General features: G+C 62.1%; 15 protein-coding genes. 6 read left to right on the forward strand and 9 right to left on the reverse strand.

What is annotated here, in order from left to right:
• Positions 1 to 16 precede the first annotated feature (16 nt).
• The 7 genes from ACL2XF_RS11535 to ACL2XF_RS11565 form a co-directional block, all read right to left on the reverse strand.
• Complete coding sequence (locus tag ACL2XF_RS11535) at positions 17 to 787, reverse strand: DeoR/GlpR family DNA-binding transcription regulator (protein WP_410015659.1); 771 nt, start codon at positions 785 to 787, stop codon at positions 17 to 19.
• 14 nt (positions 788 to 801) lie between these two features.
• A complete protein-coding gene (locus ACL2XF_RS11540; RefSeq protein ID WP_410015660.1) occupies positions 802 to 1,440 on the reverse strand; it encodes an aldolase in 639 nt (212 codons plus the stop codon).
• Entirely contained in the window at positions 1,437 to 2,696 is a 1,260-nt protein-coding gene (gene otnK / locus ACL2XF_RS11545; protein ID WP_413728637.1) for a 3-oxo-tetronate kinase, read from the reverse strand. Before otnK ends, ACL2XF_RS11540 begins: the two co-directional genes overlap by 4 nt.
• A gap of 329 nt (positions 2,697 to 3,025) precedes the next feature.
• Positions 3,026 to 3,985, reverse strand: a complete 960-nt coding sequence (yjiA, locus tag ACL2XF_RS11550) for a GTPase (protein ID WP_410015662.1) — start codon at positions 3,983 to 3,985, stop codon at positions 3,026 to 3,028.
• Between the two features lie 17 nt (positions 3,986 to 4,002).
• Positions 4,003 to 4,206, reverse strand: a complete 204-nt coding sequence (locus tag ACL2XF_RS11555) for a YbdD/YjiX family protein (protein WP_331120216.1) — start codon at positions 4,204 to 4,206, stop codon at positions 4,003 to 4,005.
• 68 nt (positions 4,207 to 4,274) lie between these two features.
• Positions 4,275 to 6,425 (reverse strand): carbon starvation CstA family protein, encoded by a 2,151-nt coding sequence (locus ACL2XF_RS11560; protein WP_410015663.1) that lies wholly within the window; start codon positions 6,423 to 6,425, stop codon positions 4,275 to 4,277.
• 169 nt (positions 6,426 to 6,594) lie between these two features.
• Positions 6,595 to 7,167, reverse strand: a complete 573-nt coding sequence (locus ACL2XF_RS11565; RefSeq protein WP_410015664.1) for a TetR/AcrR family transcriptional regulator — start codon at positions 7,165 to 7,167, stop codon at positions 6,595 to 6,597.
• A 160-nt stretch (positions 7,168 to 7,327) separates the two neighbouring features.
• Here ACL2XF_RS11565 and ACL2XF_RS11570 point away from each other — a divergent pair, with 160 nt between their 5' ends.
• A complete protein-coding gene (locus tag ACL2XF_RS11570; protein WP_413728638.1) occupies positions 7,328 to 8,572 on the forward strand; it encodes an MFS transporter in 1,245 nt (414 codons plus the stop codon).
• A gap of 62 nt (positions 8,573 to 8,634) precedes the next feature.
• On the opposite strand, the gene ACL2XF_RS11575 is transcribed toward ACL2XF_RS11570, so the two are convergent.
• Complete coding sequence (locus tag ACL2XF_RS11575) at positions 8,635 to 9,513, reverse strand: NAD(P)-dependent oxidoreductase (protein WP_413728639.1); 879 nt, start codon at positions 9,511 to 9,513, stop codon at positions 8,635 to 8,637.
• A 327-nt stretch (positions 9,514 to 9,840) separates the two neighbouring features.
• Here ACL2XF_RS11575 and fdnG point away from each other — a divergent pair, with 327 nt between their 5' ends.
• From fdnG to ACL2XF_RS11600, 5 genes are all read left to right on the forward strand, one after another.
• Positions 9,841 to 12,888 (forward strand): formate dehydrogenase-N subunit alpha, encoded by a 3,048-nt coding sequence (gene fdnG / locus ACL2XF_RS11580; RefSeq protein WP_413728640.1) that lies wholly within the window; start codon positions 9,841 to 9,843, stop codon positions 12,886 to 12,888.
• 10 nt (positions 12,889 to 12,898) lie between these two features.
• Positions 12,899 to 13,810 carry a formate dehydrogenase subunit beta gene (gene fdxH / locus ACL2XF_RS11585; RefSeq protein WP_410015668.1) on the forward strand — a complete coding sequence of 304 codons (912 nt, stop codon included), beginning with the start codon at positions 12,899 to 12,901 and terminating at the stop codon, positions 13,808 to 13,810.
• Positions 13,807 to 14,460, forward strand: coding sequence for a formate dehydrogenase cytochrome b556 subunit (gene fdoI / locus ACL2XF_RS11590; RefSeq protein WP_413722478.1), 654 nt, complete (start codon positions 13,807 to 13,809; stop codon positions 14,458 to 14,460). The genes fdxH and fdoI overlap by 4 nt, the downstream gene beginning before the upstream one ends.
• Positions 14,460 to 15,374: a formate dehydrogenase accessory protein FdhE gene (gene fdhE, locus ACL2XF_RS11595; protein ID WP_413728641.1), complete on the forward strand. Its 915-nt coding sequence runs from the start codon at positions 14,460 to 14,462 to the stop codon at positions 15,372 to 15,374. Before fdoI ends, fdhE begins: the two co-directional genes overlap by 1 nt.
• Positions 15,375 to 15,573: 199 nt before the next feature.
• Positions 15,574 to 17,622, forward strand: a complete 2,049-nt coding sequence (locus tag ACL2XF_RS11600; protein WP_413728642.1) for an NAD(+) synthase — start codon at positions 15,574 to 15,576, stop codon at positions 17,620 to 17,622.
• Positions 17,623 to 17,725: 103 nt separating this feature from the next.
• Here ACL2XF_RS11600 and ACL2XF_RS11605 read toward each other — a convergent pair whose 3' ends face one another.
• A complete protein-coding gene (locus ACL2XF_RS11605) occupies positions 17,726 to 19,498 on the reverse strand; it encodes an ROK family protein (RefSeq protein WP_413728807.1) in 1,773 nt (590 codons plus the stop codon).
• Positions 19,499 to 19,691: the final 193 nt, after the last annotated feature.

Raw genomic sequence — 19,691 nt, forward strand, 5'->3', positions numbered from 1 at the left:
GCTTTCCGGCATGCTCCTAACTAATGGCTTTATGTAACCGGATCGGCAGCTGCCGTAATCGGTTTTCAATGTCATCGGGCAGCTGATCGTCATAAATAATATCGGTCAGCTGCGCCAGTGGGCATATATGGAACATGCCATATTTGCCGTATTTACTGCTGTCGGTCACCAGGATATTGCGCCTGGCGGAGGCCAGCACCGCCTGCTTGACCTGGGCTTTACCTTCGTCGGGCGTGGACAGGCCGTGTTCAATATCCCAGGAACTGGTGCTGATAAACGCAATATCGATATTCAGGCCGCGAATAAACTGCGCGGCGCTATTGCCGACGCAGGATCGATTGCGCATATCCACCTGGCCGCCGGTATGAAATAAATTGACGTGCGGCATTTTCATTAAAAAATCACTAATTGTGAAATCATTAGTAATAATGGTTATCTTTTTTAATTTCGCCGCGATACAGCGGGCAATTTCAAAGGTGGTGGTACCCGCGTCCAGATATATAACCTGCCCCGACTCAACCAGTATTTCCGCCACCGCGCCAATATGGCGTTTGCTGCGGTGATGCAATAACGCTTTTTCCACATAGGGCAGTTCCTGTTTCAGCGCCTCGTTGAGTTTAACCCCGCCGCTTATCACCGTCACCTTGCCCTCGTTCTCCATAAACTGCACGTCGCGGCGAATGGTCATATGGGACACATCCAGCAATTTGGCCAGATCGCCGATGGTCACCCTGGCATATTGATGCAGGTGGCTGTAGATAAAATTACGGCGTTCATCGGGCAACATCGCGACGCCCCGCGTTAGGCTTTTTTAAAGGTCCGTTCCAGCTCTGCAACTTGTTCACCTGTTAATGTCACCATGCCATAAGGTAGCAGTGTAATATACAGACGCGCCGTGTCCTCTAGTTCTTCCGCGTTGAACACCGCTTCCAGCAGGCCGGCGCCGCCGATTACCGGCCCGTGGTTAGCCAGCAGCATGGCGTTATGCGTCGGGGCGAGATCGCCAATCGCCTCGGCAAGGCCGGGATGCCCGGGGCGGAAATACGGCACCAGCGGCAGCTTGCCGACGCGCATGACGTAATAGGGCGTTATCGGCGGCAGGCAGTTCTCGGCGTTCAGGCCGGGCATACAGGACAGCGCGGTCAGCGCGGGCGAATGCAGATGCACCACGCCGCCGATATCGGGGCGTCGCCGGTAGAAATTCAGGTGCATTACCGATTCCTTGGACGGCCTGGCGCCCGCGATATGTTCTCCCGCGGCGTTGAGTTTGCTGAGCGTCGCCGGGTCCAGGGCGCCGAAGCTGGAGTTGGTGGGCGTCACCAGGAAACCGCCGTCGGGCAGGCGGCAGCTGAGATTTCCCGCCCCGCCGCTGCTGTAGCCGCGCATAAACATGGAATGGGCCAGCGTCGCCATTTGTGCGCGTAATTCGGCTTCCGTCATTGATAAAGCTCCTGTGCCTGGTTAAAAAAATCTGTCTCGCCAAAATTGCCGGACTTCAGCGCCAGCCATAAAGGCCGCTCGATATCCCTGACCCAGGGCACGCCGGGGGCGATAGTCCGGCCAATGGCAAAGCCGCTCACGCCGAGCCGTTGCGTGATAAGGCTGGAGGTCTCGCCGCCGGCAATGATAAATTTACCAAAACCCTGCTGAAACAGGGACAGCGCGATATCGGCAAACAATCGTTCGATGGCGGCGCCGGTGGCGGCGACGCCGTAGCGGGCCTGTACCGCCCTGACCACGTCGGCGGCCTGGGTGGCGAACAGCATGGGCGCCGGCCGGGGGGGTTGATCCATCACCCATTGCGCCAGCTCCCGCGCATACAGCGCGCCGTTCTCCAGGCAGCGTGTGACGTCGATCGCCCGGGCGGGCGCCTGGCGGCGATAGTGATCAACCTGCGTATTGGTCATGCGCGAGCAACTGCCCGACAGCACCACGGCGCGACCCGTGGCCGGCGGCACGGCCTGCGCCGCCGCGCTGTCGCCGTCGCGGGGCGAAAGCGCGGCCAATGCGCCGGCCAGGCCCGAACCGCCGGTCAGCAGCAGGTCGTCCGGCAGGCTTTGCGCCAGAAGCGTTAAATCAGCGTCGTCGAGCACATCGGCAACGAGATAGCGCCGCCCCTCGCGCCGCAGTTCCTCCAGGCGCTCCCGCACGGCCCGGGTCCCCCGGCGCAGCGTCGCGAGCGGGAGCAGCCCGGTTTTACCCGCGGCCTGGGCGTCCATCACCCTTAACAGATTAGCGTCGGTCATCGGCGTGAGGGGATGGTTTTGCATGCCAGATTCGTTCAGCAGCCGCCCGTTGACAAACAGATAGCCGTGGATCACGGTGCGGCCGTTGACCGGCAGCGCCGGGCACAGGATGGCAAGCGCAGCCCCGGTCTCGGCCAGCAGGGAATCGGTAACCGGGCCGATATTGCCGTGCGGCGTGGAATCGAAGGTGGAGCAATATTTAAAGTAGATCTTCCGGCAATCCTGTACCCGCAACCACCGGCACGCCGCCAGCGACTGGCTTATGGCTTCCGGCGCCGGGCAGGAGCGGGTCTTCAGGGAAATCACCACCGCGTCAACGTCTTCCAGCGGCAGCGGCTGCTGCGGGATACCGTTAAGCTGGACCACGCGCCAACCGGCCAGCGCGATAAAACTCGCGATGTCGGTGGCGCCGGTAAAATCATCAGCAATAACGCCTAACGATAACGTCATTTCCTGTCATCCGGGTTGTTGTGAACATGTGTGAAATTTTGTACGTATTGGCTTCACATTGAGATGATGGACATCACAAAAACGTAACGGGATTTTAGCGCTTAATTGGAATTAACTATTTGATAATAGTATATTTAATCATTTATCCGCTTTTCACAACAATGTGTGAATCTTCGCATCAGCCTGAACAGCGCCTTTTATCCCCCTGCCGTGGGGCGCTCCGGCTGTTCTGGCCTGGCCCTTATAACAATCAGGCCCGCCCGGTTCACGGGCGGGCCTGAGGCGATGGCCAGGCGGCAATACTCTTACCCTGCACGTTAAACGCCGGCTTACCTGAACGCGGCGAAAGCGTCCCGGATCTCGGACTCCGGCAGTCCGACGCCGATAAACACCAGCACGCTGGCCGGCTGCTCGTCATCGCGCCATTCCCGGTCCCAATCGGCGTTATACAGGCGTTGCACCCCCTGGAACAGCAGGCGCCGGGAGTCGCCTTCGATGGCTAAAATGCCTTTATAGCGTAATAGATTATCGGCATAGGTCGCCAGCAGGCCTTCCATAATGTCCGATACCGTCTGCAGCGCCAGCGGCCGCGCCAGGTTCACCACGATGGAGCGGATGGCGTTTTGCGGCTCGATAAGCGGCCGGTAACGCGGCCGGGCCACGGTCAGGTTATCATTCAGGATAAAACCCTCGACGTTAAACAGCCGGTCCAGCCCTATCTCGCCGTTGACCACCCGGTACACGGGCGCGCGGGCGTTGATATGCTGCAGGCGCGCAATCAAATTGCCGCTCTCGCCGGCGATATCGGTTTTGGTGAGCAGGATGCGATCGGCAAATCCCACCTGGGCCTGCGCCAGGGCGAACTCGTTCAGCTGTCCGTCGGCATGCACCGCGTCCACCAGGGCGATCACGCCGTCAAGCAGGAAACGCTCGCTGATAACCGGATGGGAAAAAAAGGTCTGGATCACCGGTCCCGGGTCGGCCATGCCGGTACATTCAATCACCAGGCGGGTAAAATCGACCTCGCCGCGATCGATGCCCGCCAGTAAATCCAGCAGGGCATCCGCCAGCTCGTTGGCGCTGGAGCAGCAAATACAGCCGTTGCTTAAGGTGGTAATGCGGGTGGCGCGATCGCCCAGGAGGGTATTGTCGATGGGGACTTCGCCGAATTCATTTTCTATCACGGCGATCTTTTCGCCATGGTCGGCATGCAGTATATGGCGCAGCAGGGTGGTTTTCCCCGCGCCGAAAAAGCCGGTCAGGATGGTGGCCGGCAGCGGCTGGTCCATGCTCGAATCCTCGTGTGTCAACAGCAGCGAAAACCGCCCTTGCCGTTACCGCCGTAGCGCGCTTCCTGACGATCGCGGAAAAACGCTTCGTAGTCCATGACCGGCTGATCGGGATGATTGGTCTTCATATGCTGGACATAATAATCATAATCCGGAATACCGACCAACATCCGGGCAGCCTGTCCCAAATACTTACCTGCCTGACCCAAATTTCCAAACATGCGGTATCTCCAGTGTAAAAACGCCCGCATAACCACCGGTTATGCGGGACAGGGCTTATGATGCCGTATCAGTGGCTGCTTGAGGTGATGATACCCCCTTCCGGCACGGCGACATACGCCGTTTCCTTATCCGTGCGCGCGGCGTTGCCGCGGGCTTTCAGCGCCGTTTTAATACCATAGAAGATTATGCTGTAGACAACAATCAGGAACAGGACGCTTAAGCCGGCATTGGTGTAGTTATTGACGACTATGTGATGCATGTTGCTAATCTGTTGTTCCGTTAGCCCGGCGCCCTGCTCGGCGATGCGGCGCTTGTACAGGCTGGCCTGGTACAGGAACCCTTCGAGCTGCGGATTCTGGCTGAACAGCTTAAGCCCCAGCGCCCAGGTGGTGCAGATCAGCAACCAAACCGCCGGCACCACCGTTACCCAGATATAGCGGGTGCGTTTCATCTTGATAAGCACCACGGTGCCCAATACCAGCGCGACGGCGGCCAGCATCTGGTTGGAGATGCCGAACAGCGGCCACAGGCTTTTTACCCCGCCCAGCGGATCGACCACGCCCTGGTACAGCAGATAGCCCCACAGGCCCACGCAGCCCGCGGTGCCCACCATGCCGGCCAGCAGCGAGTCGGTTTTTTTCAGGAACGGGACAAAATTGCCCAGCAGGTCCTGCAGCATAAAGCGGCCGGAACGCGTGCCGGCATCCAGCGCCGTCAGGATAAACAGGGCCTCGAACAGAATGCCGAAATGATACCAGAAGCCCATATCGGCGCCCGGGATGATCTTATTAAAGACATGGGCAATGCCCACCGCCAGCGTCGGGGCGCCGCCTGCGCGGTTAAGCACCGAAGGCTCGCCGATATCCTGCGCGGTTTGCATGATTTGCTCTGGGGAGATAACAAAACCCCAGGAGCTGACGGTGGCGGCCGCATGGGTGGTTACATCGCGCAGCGAGGACAGGATCAGCGGCGCGTCCGAGGTGCCGAGGCGATGCAGGTCGGGCATGGTGATGCCCAGCGCCGCCGGCGGGGTGTTCATGGCGAAGTACAGGCCGGGTTCGATAATCGACGCGGCCACCAGCGCCATGATGGCGACAAATGATTCCATCAACATCGCGCCATAGCCGATAAAACGGGTATCGCTTTCGCTGGCCAGCAGCTTGGGCGTGGTACCGGAGGCGATCAGGGCATGGAAACCGGATACGGCGCCGCAGGCGATGGTAATAAACAGGAAGGGGAACAGCGCGCCTTTCCATACCGGGCCGGTGCCGTCGATAAACTGGGTCATCGCCGGCATCTTCAGGTCGGGATTGATGATGACAATCCCCACCGCCAGGCCGATAATCACGCCGATTTTCAGGAAGGTGGCCAGGTAGTCGCGCGGCGCCAGGATAAGCCATACCGGCAGCAGGGCGGAAACAAAGGCATAGCCAATCAGAGTGTAGGTAATGGTGGTGTCTTTAAAGGTCAGCGCCGGTCCCCAGTACGGGTCGTGGGCAATCACGCCGCCAAACCAAATGGCCAGCAGCAGCCCCACCACGCCGATAACCGACACTTCGCCCACCCGTCCGGGGCGCAGGAAGCGCATATAAATGCCCATGAACAGGGCGATGGGCACCGTCGAGCAGACGGTAAACACGCCCCACGGGCTTTCGGCCAGCGCTTTCACCACGATCAGGGCCAGCACCGCCAGGATAATAATCATAATCAGGAAACAGCCGAACAGGGCGATGGTGCCGGGGACCGGGCCCATTTCCTCCTTGATCATCTCGCCCAGCGACACGCCGTTGCGGCGCGAGGACATAAACAGCACCATAAAGTCCTGCACGGCGCCGGCGATAACCACCCCGGCCAGCAGCCACATGGTGCCCGGCAGGTAGCCCACCTGGGCGGCCAGTACCGGTCCGACCAGCGGACCGGCGCCGGCAATGGCGGCGAAATGATGGCCGAACAGGACGTTCCTGTTGGTCGGCACGTAGTTCAGGCCGTCGTTATTGACCACCGCCGGCGTCGAACGGGTGGGATCCAGCCCCATCACCCGGGTGGCGATATACAGGCTGTAGTAGCGGTAAGCCACCAGATAAACGGCCACGGACGACACCACGATCCACAGGGCGCTGACATGCTCGCCCCGGCGCAACGCCACGACGGCCAGGCAGCAGGCCCCGATAATGCCGATGATAAGCCAGGGGATATGCTTGAGGATATTATTTTTCATCTTGATGCGGTCTTCTGTTATAGGGTACATGTGCGCGTACTCTAGGCCAGAATGGATGAAAAAAGAGGCAAATTATTATTAAGCGGTCATATACGCGGGCGAACGGTTAAATAGCCCGGCGAACGGTCGGGCTTAGCCCCCGGCGCGGTCGCCCGGAGCCGGCGAAAAGTCACCCGACGCGCCTGGGGGCGGCGCCCAGCGTATGGTCCAGCAGCGCCAGGGCATGTTCAACGGAAGGCGCTGATAGCGAAAACAGCAGGCGATAAACCACCGGCGCCACCACCAGGTCAATCAAGGTATCGCTATCCACAATCGCCTCGCCGCGCGCCAGGGCGCGGTCGCGGATAACATCGAGCTGCTGGCGGATAAATTCCGCGCATTTCCCGGCGTTGCCCGGCGCGGCGCAGCCGAGGATATCGCGCATCATGGCCCGGCCGGTCTCGGAGGCCAATTCATCGATGTATTGTTCCAGCCACGCGCGCAGATCTCCCCGATACGACCCCGTATCACGAGGCTCGCCATCGGGACGCACCCGCGCCAGCGCGACATCGGATAATAATTGCGCCAGATCGCCCCAACGCCGGTAGAGGGTGGACGGCGTCACGCCGGCGCGGGCGGCGATGGCCGGCACCGTCAGTTCGCCTGGCCCTTCCTGTTGCTGTAATTCCCGTACCGCCCGGTGCACCGCCGCCTGTATGCGGGCGCTGCGGCCGCCGGGACGGACACCGCTTTTGTCAGCCATGGCTGATGACTCCTGTTCCTGCCAGAGGATGACCGCCGGCGTCCCAGGCGCGCCGCAGGGTACTGCCGCCCGGCACTAACGCAAAATATTTGCGTTAGTGCCGGGTATCCTCTAGGATGTATAAAAGCTAATAATTTGCGTTTATTATACGAGCACCGCCATGCCCAAATCAACCGTTACCGCGTCAAACCACACCGTCCCGGGCCGTTTCCAGCCTGATTTAGCCGCGGCGGTACATACCGCCACGCTGATAACCTTTTACGCCGCGTCCAGCGCCCCTACCCCGCTCTACCGGCTTTACCAGGCCTCGTGGGCATTCTCGCCGATGCTGCTGACCACTATCTACAGCGCCTATGCCCTGGCCCTGCTGGCGTCGCTGCTGAGCGCCGGCGCCCTGTCCGACTATATCGGCCGGCGTCCGGTCATCAGCCTGGCGCTGCTGCTGGAGCTGTCGGCCATGGGGGTGTTCCTCGGCGCCGCCGGCCCCGTCTGGCTTATCGTCGCGCGGGCGTTGCAGGGATTGGCCACCGGACTGGCGTCGGCGGCCCTGGGCGCGGCGCTGCTGGACCTGCATCATGAGCGCGGCGCGTTGACCAATAGCATTGCGCCGATGACCGGCATGGCCCTGGGGGCGCTGGGCGCCTGCGCGCTGCTGCAGTTCGCGCCCGCGCCGCTGCATCTGATCTATGCCCTGCTGCTGCTGGTCTTCGCGGCCGAAGCGGCGCTGACCTGGGGCACGCCTGAAACCGCCGTGCGCCGTCATGGGGCCTGGGCCTCGCTGCGGCCCAGCGTGGTTATTCCCGCGCAGGCGCGCGGCGCCCTGCTGGCGGTAACGCCGGTCAATGTCGCCATTTGGATGCTGGGCGGTTTTTATCTGTCGCTGATGCCGTCTCTGATCGCCAAGGTTACCCACTCTACGTCGGTCTGGTTGGGCGGACTGGCGGTGGCGGCGCTGACGCTCAGCGGCGCCGCGGCGATTATGGCGGCCCGTGGCCGTACCCCTTTCGCCTCGTTGCTGGCGGGCGCCGTGATGCTGGTGGCGGGCGTGCTGGCGATCCTGCTGGGGGCCAACCATGGCATGGCATCGGTGCTGCTGGCCGGATCGGTTATCGCCGGCGTGGGGTTCGGCGCGGGTTTTCTCGGCGCGCTGCGCACGGTGATGGCGCAGGCCGCCCCCGCCGAGCGGGCCGGACTGATGGCCGCGTTTTATGTGGAATGCTATCTCGCCAACAGCCTGCCGGCCATTGCCGCCGGCTTCCTGGTGCGCCGCGCCGGCCTGCTGGCGACGGCCAATATTTACGGGACGGTCATCATCGCCTTATCGCTGGCGGCGATGGCGCTGGCGCTGGCCATCCGGCGGCGCAGCCGGATCATGCCGCGGCCGTCGTGCCCCGCAAACAGCTGATTGCGCCCGCGTCCACCGGCGCGCCCTTGTCCCGGCGCCTGCCGGCGGCAGGACGGCAAGGGCTATTTTTTCGTGCCCAGATAACGGTACACCACCGCGATATCCTGGGCGCCAAGACCCGCGTCCACCGCCTGGCGCCATACGCCGGCGATAGTGCGCAGGCCTGGCATGGCGCGGTTCCCCGCGGCGTCGAGGGCCAGATTGGCGTCCTTGAGCGCCAGCGACAGCTGCATTTGCGGCGTATAGTCGTCGGCCTTGATCATCGCGAGTTTGTTTTTCACATAGGGCGCCGCCAGCGGGCCGCCTTCCAGCGCATCCCAGAAATTATCCGGTGAAAATCCCAGCGCCTGCGCCAGATCGACGCTCTCCGCCACGCCCTGCATCATGGCAATCAGCCAGGCGTTGACCACCAGTTTCATGCGCGCGCCGGCGCCGGCGGCCCCCAGCCATTGCGTGCCCCTGGCGATGGCGGCAAATACCGGCTCGACGGCGGCGGCGCGCGCGCGATCGCCGCCGGCCAGCACGGTGATCTGCGCGTTTTCGGCCGGGGCCTTGGTGCCGGATACCGGCGCGTCGATAAACACCACGTCCGGACGCGCCGCGGTGACGGCCCGGTAAAGCTGGTCGGTGGACTCGACGCCGATGGTGCCCATCTGCGCCAGTACCGCGCCCGCTTTCAGAGCGGCGAGTATCCCGTCCCCGCCGGTGATCACCGCTTCGGTGGCCGCCGCGTCCGTAAGCATCACGATAACCACGTCGGCGTTCCCGGCCGCCTCCCGCGCGGAATCGCACAGCGTCATGCCCGCTGCCGCCAGATCCTCGCCGCGCCCGGGGGTGCGGTTCCAGCCGCGGACGGTAAAGTTTTTCTTAACCAGATTGGCCGCAAAAGCATGGCCCATGGCGCCCAGGCCGAGCACGGCAACGACGGGAAGCGTGTTCATGTTAACGATCCTTTTGTTTGCGATTTAGCATAACTTTACCAAGGTTAGCGCTTATCGGCAAAAACGGCGGCGCCGCGACGGTCATGGCGGGACGTCCGGCGGGAGGACCGGCGCGGTGGTTATTTTCCCGCCAATAACAATTTAATATTTCCTTTAACAACCGTGAAAAGCATTTGCAACCCCGTTAATTTGAATGATAATACCCACACAAAAAATAAGGCGTAAAGCACTCTCTCTAAGCGCAGCGCATAACCCGGCCCGTCACTGTAAATCCGGGTTTTGTTTCACGGAATTATAATGTGATACATGTCGTATTCAGGAGCGTTCATGCAATTCAGCAGACGGCAATTCTTTAAAATCTGCGCGGGCGGAATGGCGGGCACCACCGCCGCCGCATTGGGTTTTGCGCCGGATATCGCGCTGGCGGAGACCCGTCAATATAAGTTATTGCGCGCGCACGAGACCCGGAATAACTGCACCTACTGTTCCGTGGGCTGCGGTATATTAATGTATAGCCTGGGCGACGGCGCCAAAAACGCCAAAGCCGCGATTTTCCATATCGAGGGCGACCCGGACCATCCCGTGAGCCGGGGATCGCTGTGCCCCAAGGGCGCCGGCCTGGTGGATTTTATCCACAGCGACCAGCGGCTGAAATATCCCGAATACCGCGCGCCCGGTTCGAATACCTGGCAGCGCATCAGCTGGGAGGACGCCTACGAGCGCATCGCCCGCCTGATGAAGGCCGATCGGGACGCCAACTTCGTCGAGAAAAACGCCGCCGGGGTGACGGTGAACCGCTGGGTGACCACCGGCATGCTGTGCTCGTCCGCCGCCAGCAATGAAACCGGCATGCTTGACCAGCGCATCACCCGCGCGCTCGGCATGCTGGCCATTGATACCCAGGCCCGGCTATGCCATGCCCCTACCGTCTCCGCCCTGTCGCCGACCTTCGGCCGGGGGGCCATGACCAATAACTGGGTGGATATTAAAAACGCCGACGTGGTGCTGGTGATGGGCGGCAACCCGGCCGAGGCCCATCCGGTCGGCTTTAAATGGGTGATGGAAGCCAAAACCAAGAACCATGCCCAGGTGGTTGTGGTCGATCCGCGCTTTAACCGCACCGCCTCGGTGGCCGATTTTTACGCGCCCATCCGCGCCGGCGCCGATATCGCCTTCCTGCTGGGGGTAATCAACTATCTGCTGAGCAATAATAAAGTGCAGATGGAGTATGTGAAAGCCTATACCAACGCCAGCCTGCTGGTGGGCGAAGCGTACCGTTTTGACGACGGCCTGTTCAGCGGCTACGACGCCGACAAGCACCGCTATGATAAATCCTCCTGGCAGTACCAGCTGGATGACAACGGCTTTGCCCGGCGCGACGCCACCTTAACCGATCCGCGTTGCGTCTGGAATATGCTTAAAGAGCACGTCAGCCGCTACACCCCCGCAATGGTAGCGCGCATCTGCGGCACTCCGCAGGCGGATTTTCTGAAGATTTGCCACATCCTGGGTGAAACCAGCGCGCCGGACAAAACCGCCACCATCCTGTACGCGCTGGGCTGGACCCAACACACCACCGGCGCGCAGATTATCCGCACCGCCGGCATGATTCAACTGCTGCTGGGCAATATCGGCATGGCCGGCGGCGGCGTCAACGCGCTGCGCGGCCATTCCAATATCCAGGGGTATACCGATCTCGGCCTGCTGTCCCTGCGCCTGCCCGGTTATATGGACCTGCCCTCGGAAAAACAGACCACCCTCGCCGACTACCTGGCGCAGGCGACGCCCAAGGCCCTGCTGCCGGATCAGGTGAATTACTGGAAAAACACGCCGAAGTTTTTTGTCAGCCTGATGAAAAGCTTTTACGGCGCCAACGCCACCAAAGACAACGACTGGGGTTTCGACTGGCTGCCGAAATGGGATCAAAGCTACGACGCCCTTAACTTTACGCAGATGATGAGCGAGGGCAAGGTCAACGGTTATATCGCCCAGGGCTTTAATCCGGTGGCGGCGTTTGCCGATAAAAATAAAGCCTCCGGCGCGCTGTCGAAACTGAAATACCTGGTCATCATCGATCCCCTGGCGACGGAAACCTCCAGTTTCTGGCAGCACCACGGCGAATTTAACGACGTCGATCCGGCCGCCATCCAGACCGAGGTGTTCCGGCTTCCCTCCAGCTGTTTTGCCGAGGAGAACGGCACCATCGTCAACTCCGGGCGCTGGCTGCAATGGCATTTCAAAGGCGCCGAGCCGCCGGGAGAAGCCCGTAACGACGGGGTGATCCTGGCGGGGATTTTCCTGCGCCTGCGCGCGCTGTACGCCCGCGAGGGCGGAGCCAATCCGGCGCCGCTGATGAATATGGCCTGGGATTATCACGATCCCGCTGACCCGACGCCGGAGGAACTGGCCCGCGAAAGCAACGGCCGCGCGCTGGCGGATCTGAAGGACGACCAGGGTACGGTTATCCTGAAAAAAGGCCAGCAGCTGGCCGATTTCTCGCAGCTGCGCGATGACGGATCCACCGCCAGTTTCTGCTGGATTTTCGCCGGCAGCTGGACCGAGCAGGGCAACCAGATGGCGCGGCGCGATAACAGCGATCCGTCGGGGCTGGGCTGCACGCCCGGCTGGGCCTGGGCATGGCCGCAAAATCGCCGCATTTTGTATAACCGCGCCTCGGCCGATGCCCAGGGCAAGCCGTGGGATCCGAAACGGGAACTGATCCACTGGGACGGCGCCCGCTGGACCGGGATTGATATTCCCGACTACGGCAACGCCGCGCCGGGCAGCGGCGTGGGTCCTTTTATCATGCAGGCCGAAGGCATGGGCCGTCTGTACGCCATCGATAAGCTGGTGGACGGCCCCTTCCCGGAACACTATGAACCGGCGGAATCGCCCATCGGCACCAATCCGCTGCACGCCGCGGTGATAATGAACCCGGCGGCGCGCCTGTTCGCCGCCGATCGCCTGCGCCTGGGCGTGGCCGCCGATTTTCCGTATGTCGCCACCACCTATTCCATTACCGAGCTGTTCCGCCACTGGACCAAGCATGCGCGCCTCAACGCCATCGTCCAGCCGGAGCAATTTATCGAAATCGGCGAGAAGCTGGCGGCAAGCAAGGGCATCAAGGCCGGCGACAGCGTCAAGATTACCTCCAAGCGCGGCTTTATCAAGGCCAAAGCGGTGGTGACCAAACGGATCCGCACCCTGCTGGTGGACGGCCGGGAAATCGATACCATCGGCATCCCCTGTCACTGGGGCTATGAGGGCACCACCAAAAAGGGATTTCTTGCCAATACCCTAACGCCCCACGTCGGCGAAGCCAATTCGCAGACGCCGGAATATAAGGCCTTTCTGGTCAATGTGGAAAAGGTATAGGGGATAGGACATGGCAATGCAATCACAGGATATTATCCGTAAATCCGCCACCAACGGTTTGACCCCCGCGCCGCGCGCGCGGGATTTCCAGGATCCGGTGGCCAAGCTTATCGACGTCACCACCTGCATCGGCTGCAAAGCCTGCCAGGTGGCCTGTTCGGAATGGAACGATCTGCGCGACGAGGTGGGCATCAACGTCGGCGTCTACGACAATCCCCTCGACCTGAGCGCAAAATCCTGGACGGTGATGCGCTTTTCCGAGGTGGAACAGGACGGCCGGCTGGAATGGCTTATCCGCAAGGACGGCTGCATGCACTGCGCCGACCCGGGCTGCCTGAAGGCCTGCCCGGCGGAAGGGGCTATCATCCAGTACGCCAACGGCATCGTGGATTTCCAGTCCGAGCACTGCATCGGCTGCGGCTACTGTATCGCCGGCTGTCCGTTCAACGTGCCGCGTATCAATCAGCAGGACAACCGCGCCTACAAATGCACGCTGTGCGTTGACCGCGTGGCGGTGGGCCAGGAGCCGGCCTGCGTCAAGACCTGCCCCACCGGCGCCATCCATTTCGGCAGCAAAGAGGATATGACCACCCTGGCGGCGGAACGGGTGGCCGAGCTGAATACCCGCGGTTTTCATCATGCCGGCCTGTATGATCCGGCCGGGGTCGGCGGCACCCACGTCATGTATGTGCTGCATCACGCGGACCGGCCGCAGCTTTACCACGGCCTGCCGGACAACCCGGCCATCAGTCCCGCGGTCACCTTCTGGAAAGGGGTATGGAAACCGCTGGCCGCCGTCGGCTTCGCCGCCATTTTCGCCGCCACGGTATTCCATTATGTCGGGGTGGGGCCGAACCGCGCCGAAGATGACGATAACCATCAGCATGACGAACCTGATCACGAACAGGAGCCACGAAAATGAAACAGCAACAGCGGATTGTGCGCTACAGCGCGCCGGAGCGGATCAATCACTGGATCGTGGCGTTCTGCTTTGTCCTGGTCTCGCTCAGCGGCCTGGGCTTTTTTTTCCCCTCGTTCAATTGGCTGATGAATATCTTCGGCACGCCGCAGTTGGCCAGGATCCTGCATCCGTTTGCCGGGGTGGTGATGTTTTGCGCCTTTATGCTGATGTTCCTGCGTTACTGGCGGCATAACCTGATCAATCGCGATGATATCTACTGGGCAAAGAACATTCATAAAATCGCCCTTAACCAGGAAGTCGGCGACACCGGGCGGTATAATTTCGGCCAGAAATGCGTGTTTTGGGCGGCGATTATCAGCCTGGCGCTGTTGCTGGTAAGCGGCGTGATGATCTGGCGGCCCTGGTTTGCCGGGTATTTCCCCATCCCGCTTATCCGCGCCGCCCTGCTGGTGCATTCGCTGGCGGCGGTGGGATTGATTATGGTGATTATGGTGCATATCTATGCCGCCCTGTGGGTCAAGGGCACCATTACCGCTATGGTGGAGGGCTGGGTGCCGGCGGCCTGGGCGAAAAAACACCATCCGCGCTGGTATCGCGAGCTGCAGGAAAAAAACGCCCTGGCGGCGGCCAGCCGCAAGGAGGGGCGCTGATGGCAATCCATATCGTGCCCGAACACCGCTTATCCGCCCGCCAGATAGCCGCCACATCGGCGATCAGGCCGCTGCTGGCGGCCGACCTGCCGCGTCTGTATCAACAGCGCGCCGATCGGCTGCTGCAGTTGGCGGCGGATCACCCGTTCGGTGATTACCTGCGTTTTGCCGCCGGCGTGGCGCGGGCGCAGCGCCGGGTGCTCGAGACCCGGCCGCTGGCGGACGGGGTTAATCCGCCCGCTGCGGCTGAAGGCGCGCTTGCGCTGGATGCGGCGACGTTTGCGCGCACGCCGCAGTGGCGCGACATGCTGCGGGCGCTCATCGCGCTGCTGCTGCCCGACGCCGCGCCCGCCGTGCGCCAGGCGCTGGACACCCTGTCGTCGCTGCCCGACAGCATGCTGGAGGCCGAGGCGCAGGCACTGCTGAGCGGGGATTTTGCCCGGGCGGACAGCGCCCGCGCGCCATTCGTATGGGCGGCCCTGTCGCTGTACTGGGCGCAGATGGCCGGGCGGATCGGCGGCCAGGCCGTGGCCGACGGCGGCCGGCGGCAATATTGCCCGCTCTGCGGCACCGCACCGGCGGCAAGCGTCATCCACGGCAAAGGCGGCGTACCCGGCCTGCGCTACCTGCACTGCGCATTGTGCGAAAGCGAATGGCATCTGGTGCGGGCGGTGTGCAGCAGCTGCGAGCAGACCGACGACCTGGCCTACTGGTCGCTGGACGCTACCCAGGCGGCGGTAACCGCGGAAAGCTGCGGTCATTGCCGCAGCTACCTGAAAGTGATCCGCCAGGATAAGGAGGCCTGCGCCGAAAGCCTGGCCGACGATCTGGCCTCGGTTATCCTGGATGCCAAACTGGAAGAAAAAGGCTTTAGCCGCAGCGGCATTAATCCGTTTTTATTCCCCACCGGCTAAAACGCCTCCCGTCCCGCGTGTTGCTTTAGCGCCGCGCGCGGGGGTGTCTGTTCTTTACGGGACGGACGCCTTGATACCGCATGACGACGATAATTGGCGCGCCGGGGCAATCAGCCGGGTGTTGCCGAACCGGCGTCTCCTTCTGCTATAGTGGGTTTATTCTGCGATGACCGTCAGTCCAACGTGAGAAGACCCGCTTATGTCAAACAACTTCCATTCCCTCTACCAGCATGGTTTTGCCCGCGTGGCGGCCTGCACCCTGCCCTGCGCCCTTACCGAGCCGTCGGTCAACGCCCGCGCCATAGCCGAGACCGCCAATGGGCTTGACGCCCGGGGCGTGGCGCTGGCCATTTTCCCCGAATTATCGCTGTGCGGCTATTCCATTGAAGACCTGCTGTTGCAGGATGTGCTGCTGGACGCGGTGGAGCGCGCGGTGGCGGAACTGCTCGCGGCTACCGCCGGCCTGACGCCGGTGCTGGTGGTGGGCGCGCCGCTGCGCCACGCCGGGCGCGTCTATAACACCGCGCTGGTGCTGCACCGCGGCCGCCTGCTGGGGGTGGTGCCTAAATCCTACCTGCCCACCTACCGGGAATTTTATGAACGGCGGCAGTGCGCGCCGGGGGATATGGCGCGCGGCACCCTGTCATTGGCCGGCCAGGAGGTGCCTTTCGGTCCCGATCTGCTATTCAGCGCGCGGGATGTGCCCGGCTTCGTGCTGCACGTGGAGATTTGCGAGGATTTCTGGGTGCCGATCCCGCCGAGCGCCGAAGCGGCGCTGGCCGGCGCCACCGTGCTGGCCAACCTGTCCGGCAGCCCGATTACCATCGGGCGCGCGGATACCCGCCGCCAGCTGTGCCGGTCACAATCCATACGCTGTCTCGCCGCCTATTTGTATGCCGCGGCGGGCACCGGCGAATCCACCACCGAAGTGGCATGGGACGGCCAGTGCGTGATCTATGAAAACGGCAGCCTGCTGGCGGAAACCGAACGCTTCGCCGTGGCAGGGCAGAGCGCGGTGGCGGATATCGATCTGGATTTGCTGCGCCAGGAACGAATGCGCATGGGCACCTTTGACGATAACCGCCGTACCCACGAAGCGCGGGTCGGCGCGTTCCGGCGGATTTCATTCGACCTGGCGCCCGTCGCCCGCGATATCGGCTTCGAGCGGCGGGTGGAGCGTTTTCCCTTCGTGCCCGCCGATCGGGAACGGCTGGCCCAAGACTGTTACGAGGCCTATAACATCCAGGTCGCCGCCCTGGCGCAGCGCATCACCGCCACCGGCATTAAACGGCTGGTGATCGGCGTCTCCGGCGGCCTGGATTCCACCCAGGCGCTGATTGTGATCGCCAGGGCGGCGGACCGGCTGGGGCTGCCGCGCGAAAATATCATCGCCTGCGCCCTGCCCGGCTTCGGCACCAGCGCCGGCACGCATAACAACGCGGCAAGCCTTATCAACGCGCTCGGCGTCACCCACCGTGAAATCGATATCCGCCCCGCCGCGCAGCGCATGCTTGAGGATCTGGGCCATCCCTTTGCCCGGGGCGAAAAGGTCTATGATGTGACATTTGAGAACGTACAGGCGGGTTTGCGCACCGATTACCTGTTCCGCCTGGCCAATCACGAAAACGGCATGGTGGTGGGCACCGGCGACTTGTCCGAAATGGCGCTCGGCTGGTGCACCTACGGCGTCGGTGACCAGATGTCCCATTACCATGTCAACGCCGGCGTGCCCAAAACCCTGATCCAGCATCTGATTCGCTGGGTGATCGCGTCCGGCCAGTTCGAGGCGCCGGTCATGGCCACGCTTGAGGCCATTCTGGCGACGGAAATCTCGCCGGAGCTGGTGCCCGCCGACGACGCCGGCGGGTTGCAAAGCACTGAATCCCTTATCGGCCCTTACGATCTGCAGGATTTCAGCCTGTTTTATACCCTGCGCTACGGCTTCCGGCCGTCAAAAATCGCCTTTCTGGCGCTGCACGCCTGGGGGGATGCCGCCGCCGGCGATTGGCCGCCGGGTTTCCCGCAGGAGAAACGCCGCGCCTATCCGCTGGCGGAAATACGGCGCTGGCTGAAAGTATTCCTGGTGCGCTTTTTCACCCTGAGCCAGTTTAAGCGCTCGGCCTCGCCCAACGGACCGAAAGTCACCGCCGGGGGCAGCCTGTCGCCGCGCGGCGACTGGCGCGCGCCATCGGACGGCAACGCCCGAATTTGGATTGAGGAGCTGGAGGCGCAAGTGCCGGAGCGCTGAGCCGGCGCTAAGGGCGGATTGGGTTGCAGGGAGCGTTGCCGACCGATAGCCGTCTGTCCGTTGCGATCCGGCTTATGCCGCCCGGCAGAATGGTACCGGTACTTCAGCGATCGGCCCCCGCGGCGAAATTTAGCCTGGTGATAAAAGAACCGCCGAATAGCCGCCACAGGGCATTGTCCTGGGCCAGCGCCACCGCCCCCTCCGCCGTGGCGCTTTCGCCGTACAAGGAGGACACCACCTCGGTGTGAGCGGAGAGACGCTGGACGGTTTTGCGCACCGCGGCGCATACCAGCCGGTGGCCCCCCACCGGTCCGCCCAGTATCAGCATCGCCGGATCAAGCGTCGCCACGAGTCCGGTGGCCAGATAGCCAACCTGCCGGCCATAGTCCCGCACCCCTTGTATGGCGGAGGGTTCGCCCGCGTCGGCGCGCGCCAGAAGTTCGGGCAGCCGGCGGCCATTATCGGGCGGTGAAGACTTCGTGTGCTGGTCAAGGTAGTCAGGGTAGCCAAGATGCCGTTCCAGCATCAGCTCCCGCGGATGTTCGGTGGCGCTCCATGGAAAAGGCATATCGGCCACTTCGCCGGCGCAGCCGCGTACACCGCGGATCAATTGGCCTCCGGCGATAATGCCCGCGCCGATATGGGTGCCGATCTGTAAAAAGATAACGTCGCGCAATCCCTTGGCGACCCCATTGACCGCCTCCGCCGCCACTGCGCAGTTGACGTTATTTTCAAGCGCAAGCCGCACCGGGGCGGCCAGCCGTAATCGCGACAGGATTTCATCGGGCGTCAGCCCGGCCTGCGACGGTCCTTCCCGGCCGGACAGCGTGATATCCTGGCGTATCGCCTGCGACAGCGCCAGCGTCACGCCGCACAGCGGCCCATATTCCCGTAGTCCCTGCTGCAGTACCGCCAGCAAAGACGCCGCCGCGCTGATCATCTGGCTAAACGGTGTATTGGTAATACGCCGCTGCGTCAGGACCTTTCCCTCCAGGCTGCGGGCGATAAACAACGCCTGATAATTGCCGATATCGGCGCCCAATACCCACCCCGCGGTTTTGGCAATGCCATAAACCTTAGCTGCCCGGCCTTTGGGCTGCGTCTGCATATACAATGGGCGAACCAACTGCAGTTTTTGCAGTTCATCAATACCGGCGGAGACGGTGGGTTTGGACAGGCCCGCCGCCTGCGCCAGCTCCGGCCGGGTGGCGGGTCCCCTGGTCAGCAGCGCCCTACCCAGTATTTTAGCGATGTCTCCCAGCGCCGGCTCCGGTGTGCCAACCCTACGCTCAGGCGGGCATTCCGGCTGATGCGCCAGGTTTTGGGTAATAAAGGCCATCGCCTCCGGCAAGGCTTTTTCCCTGTCCAGCAGCGCGGCCGTTTTGCGTAACCGGCCCGCCAGCTGTCTGGTTGACCCCAGCGTCATCAGCTGCCGCTGGCGTTGAAACCAATCGTCAAACAATGCCTGCGGTCGTTTCATGGCCGGCTGGGCAAAAAAATCCAGCACCACGCGCTCGTGGGAACTCATCCAGACGTCATAGCCTATCCGGCTATCGTTCGCCAGACAGCCGGTTCCCGGTCGGGAGATAATGGTGATTCCGGGCAGCGCCAGCTCGCGCCGGCGGGAATGGATGATATACAGCGTGCGGCTGGCCAGGGGATCGGCGAGCAGGGCGGACTCCCCCGCTACCACGCTGTCCGGAAATGTCCGGCCGATAATTTGCCAGATAAAGCGCCGGACGATCTGCTCCCCATCCTCGTCCACCGCGCCGCTGTATAATCCGCGCGCCAGACGTTTAAGCGTACCCCGCTGCGCGGCGCGGCTGATCACCGCGGCATTATGTTCATGGGCATAAACCAGATCCGGCCAGGGCATGCGTGGCAATTTTTATCTCCCGAAAATTGACCGATGGCGCCAGATGCGGGTTTATTGGTCAACATAAAGCTATATTGGTCAGTTTTTATATAAAATAATGCGCCAATGGTCAAGTTAAACACTTTTTTCATTACCTTTTACCGTCTTTCTTTGACTAAAATAAATTTTTACGTCAAAGAGGAATTATTTAACA

The sequence above is a fragment of the Sodalis sp. RH19 genome, from assembly GCF_047324215.1.
GTDB lineage: Bacteria > Pseudomonadota > Gammaproteobacteria > Enterobacterales > Enterobacteriaceae > Acerihabitans.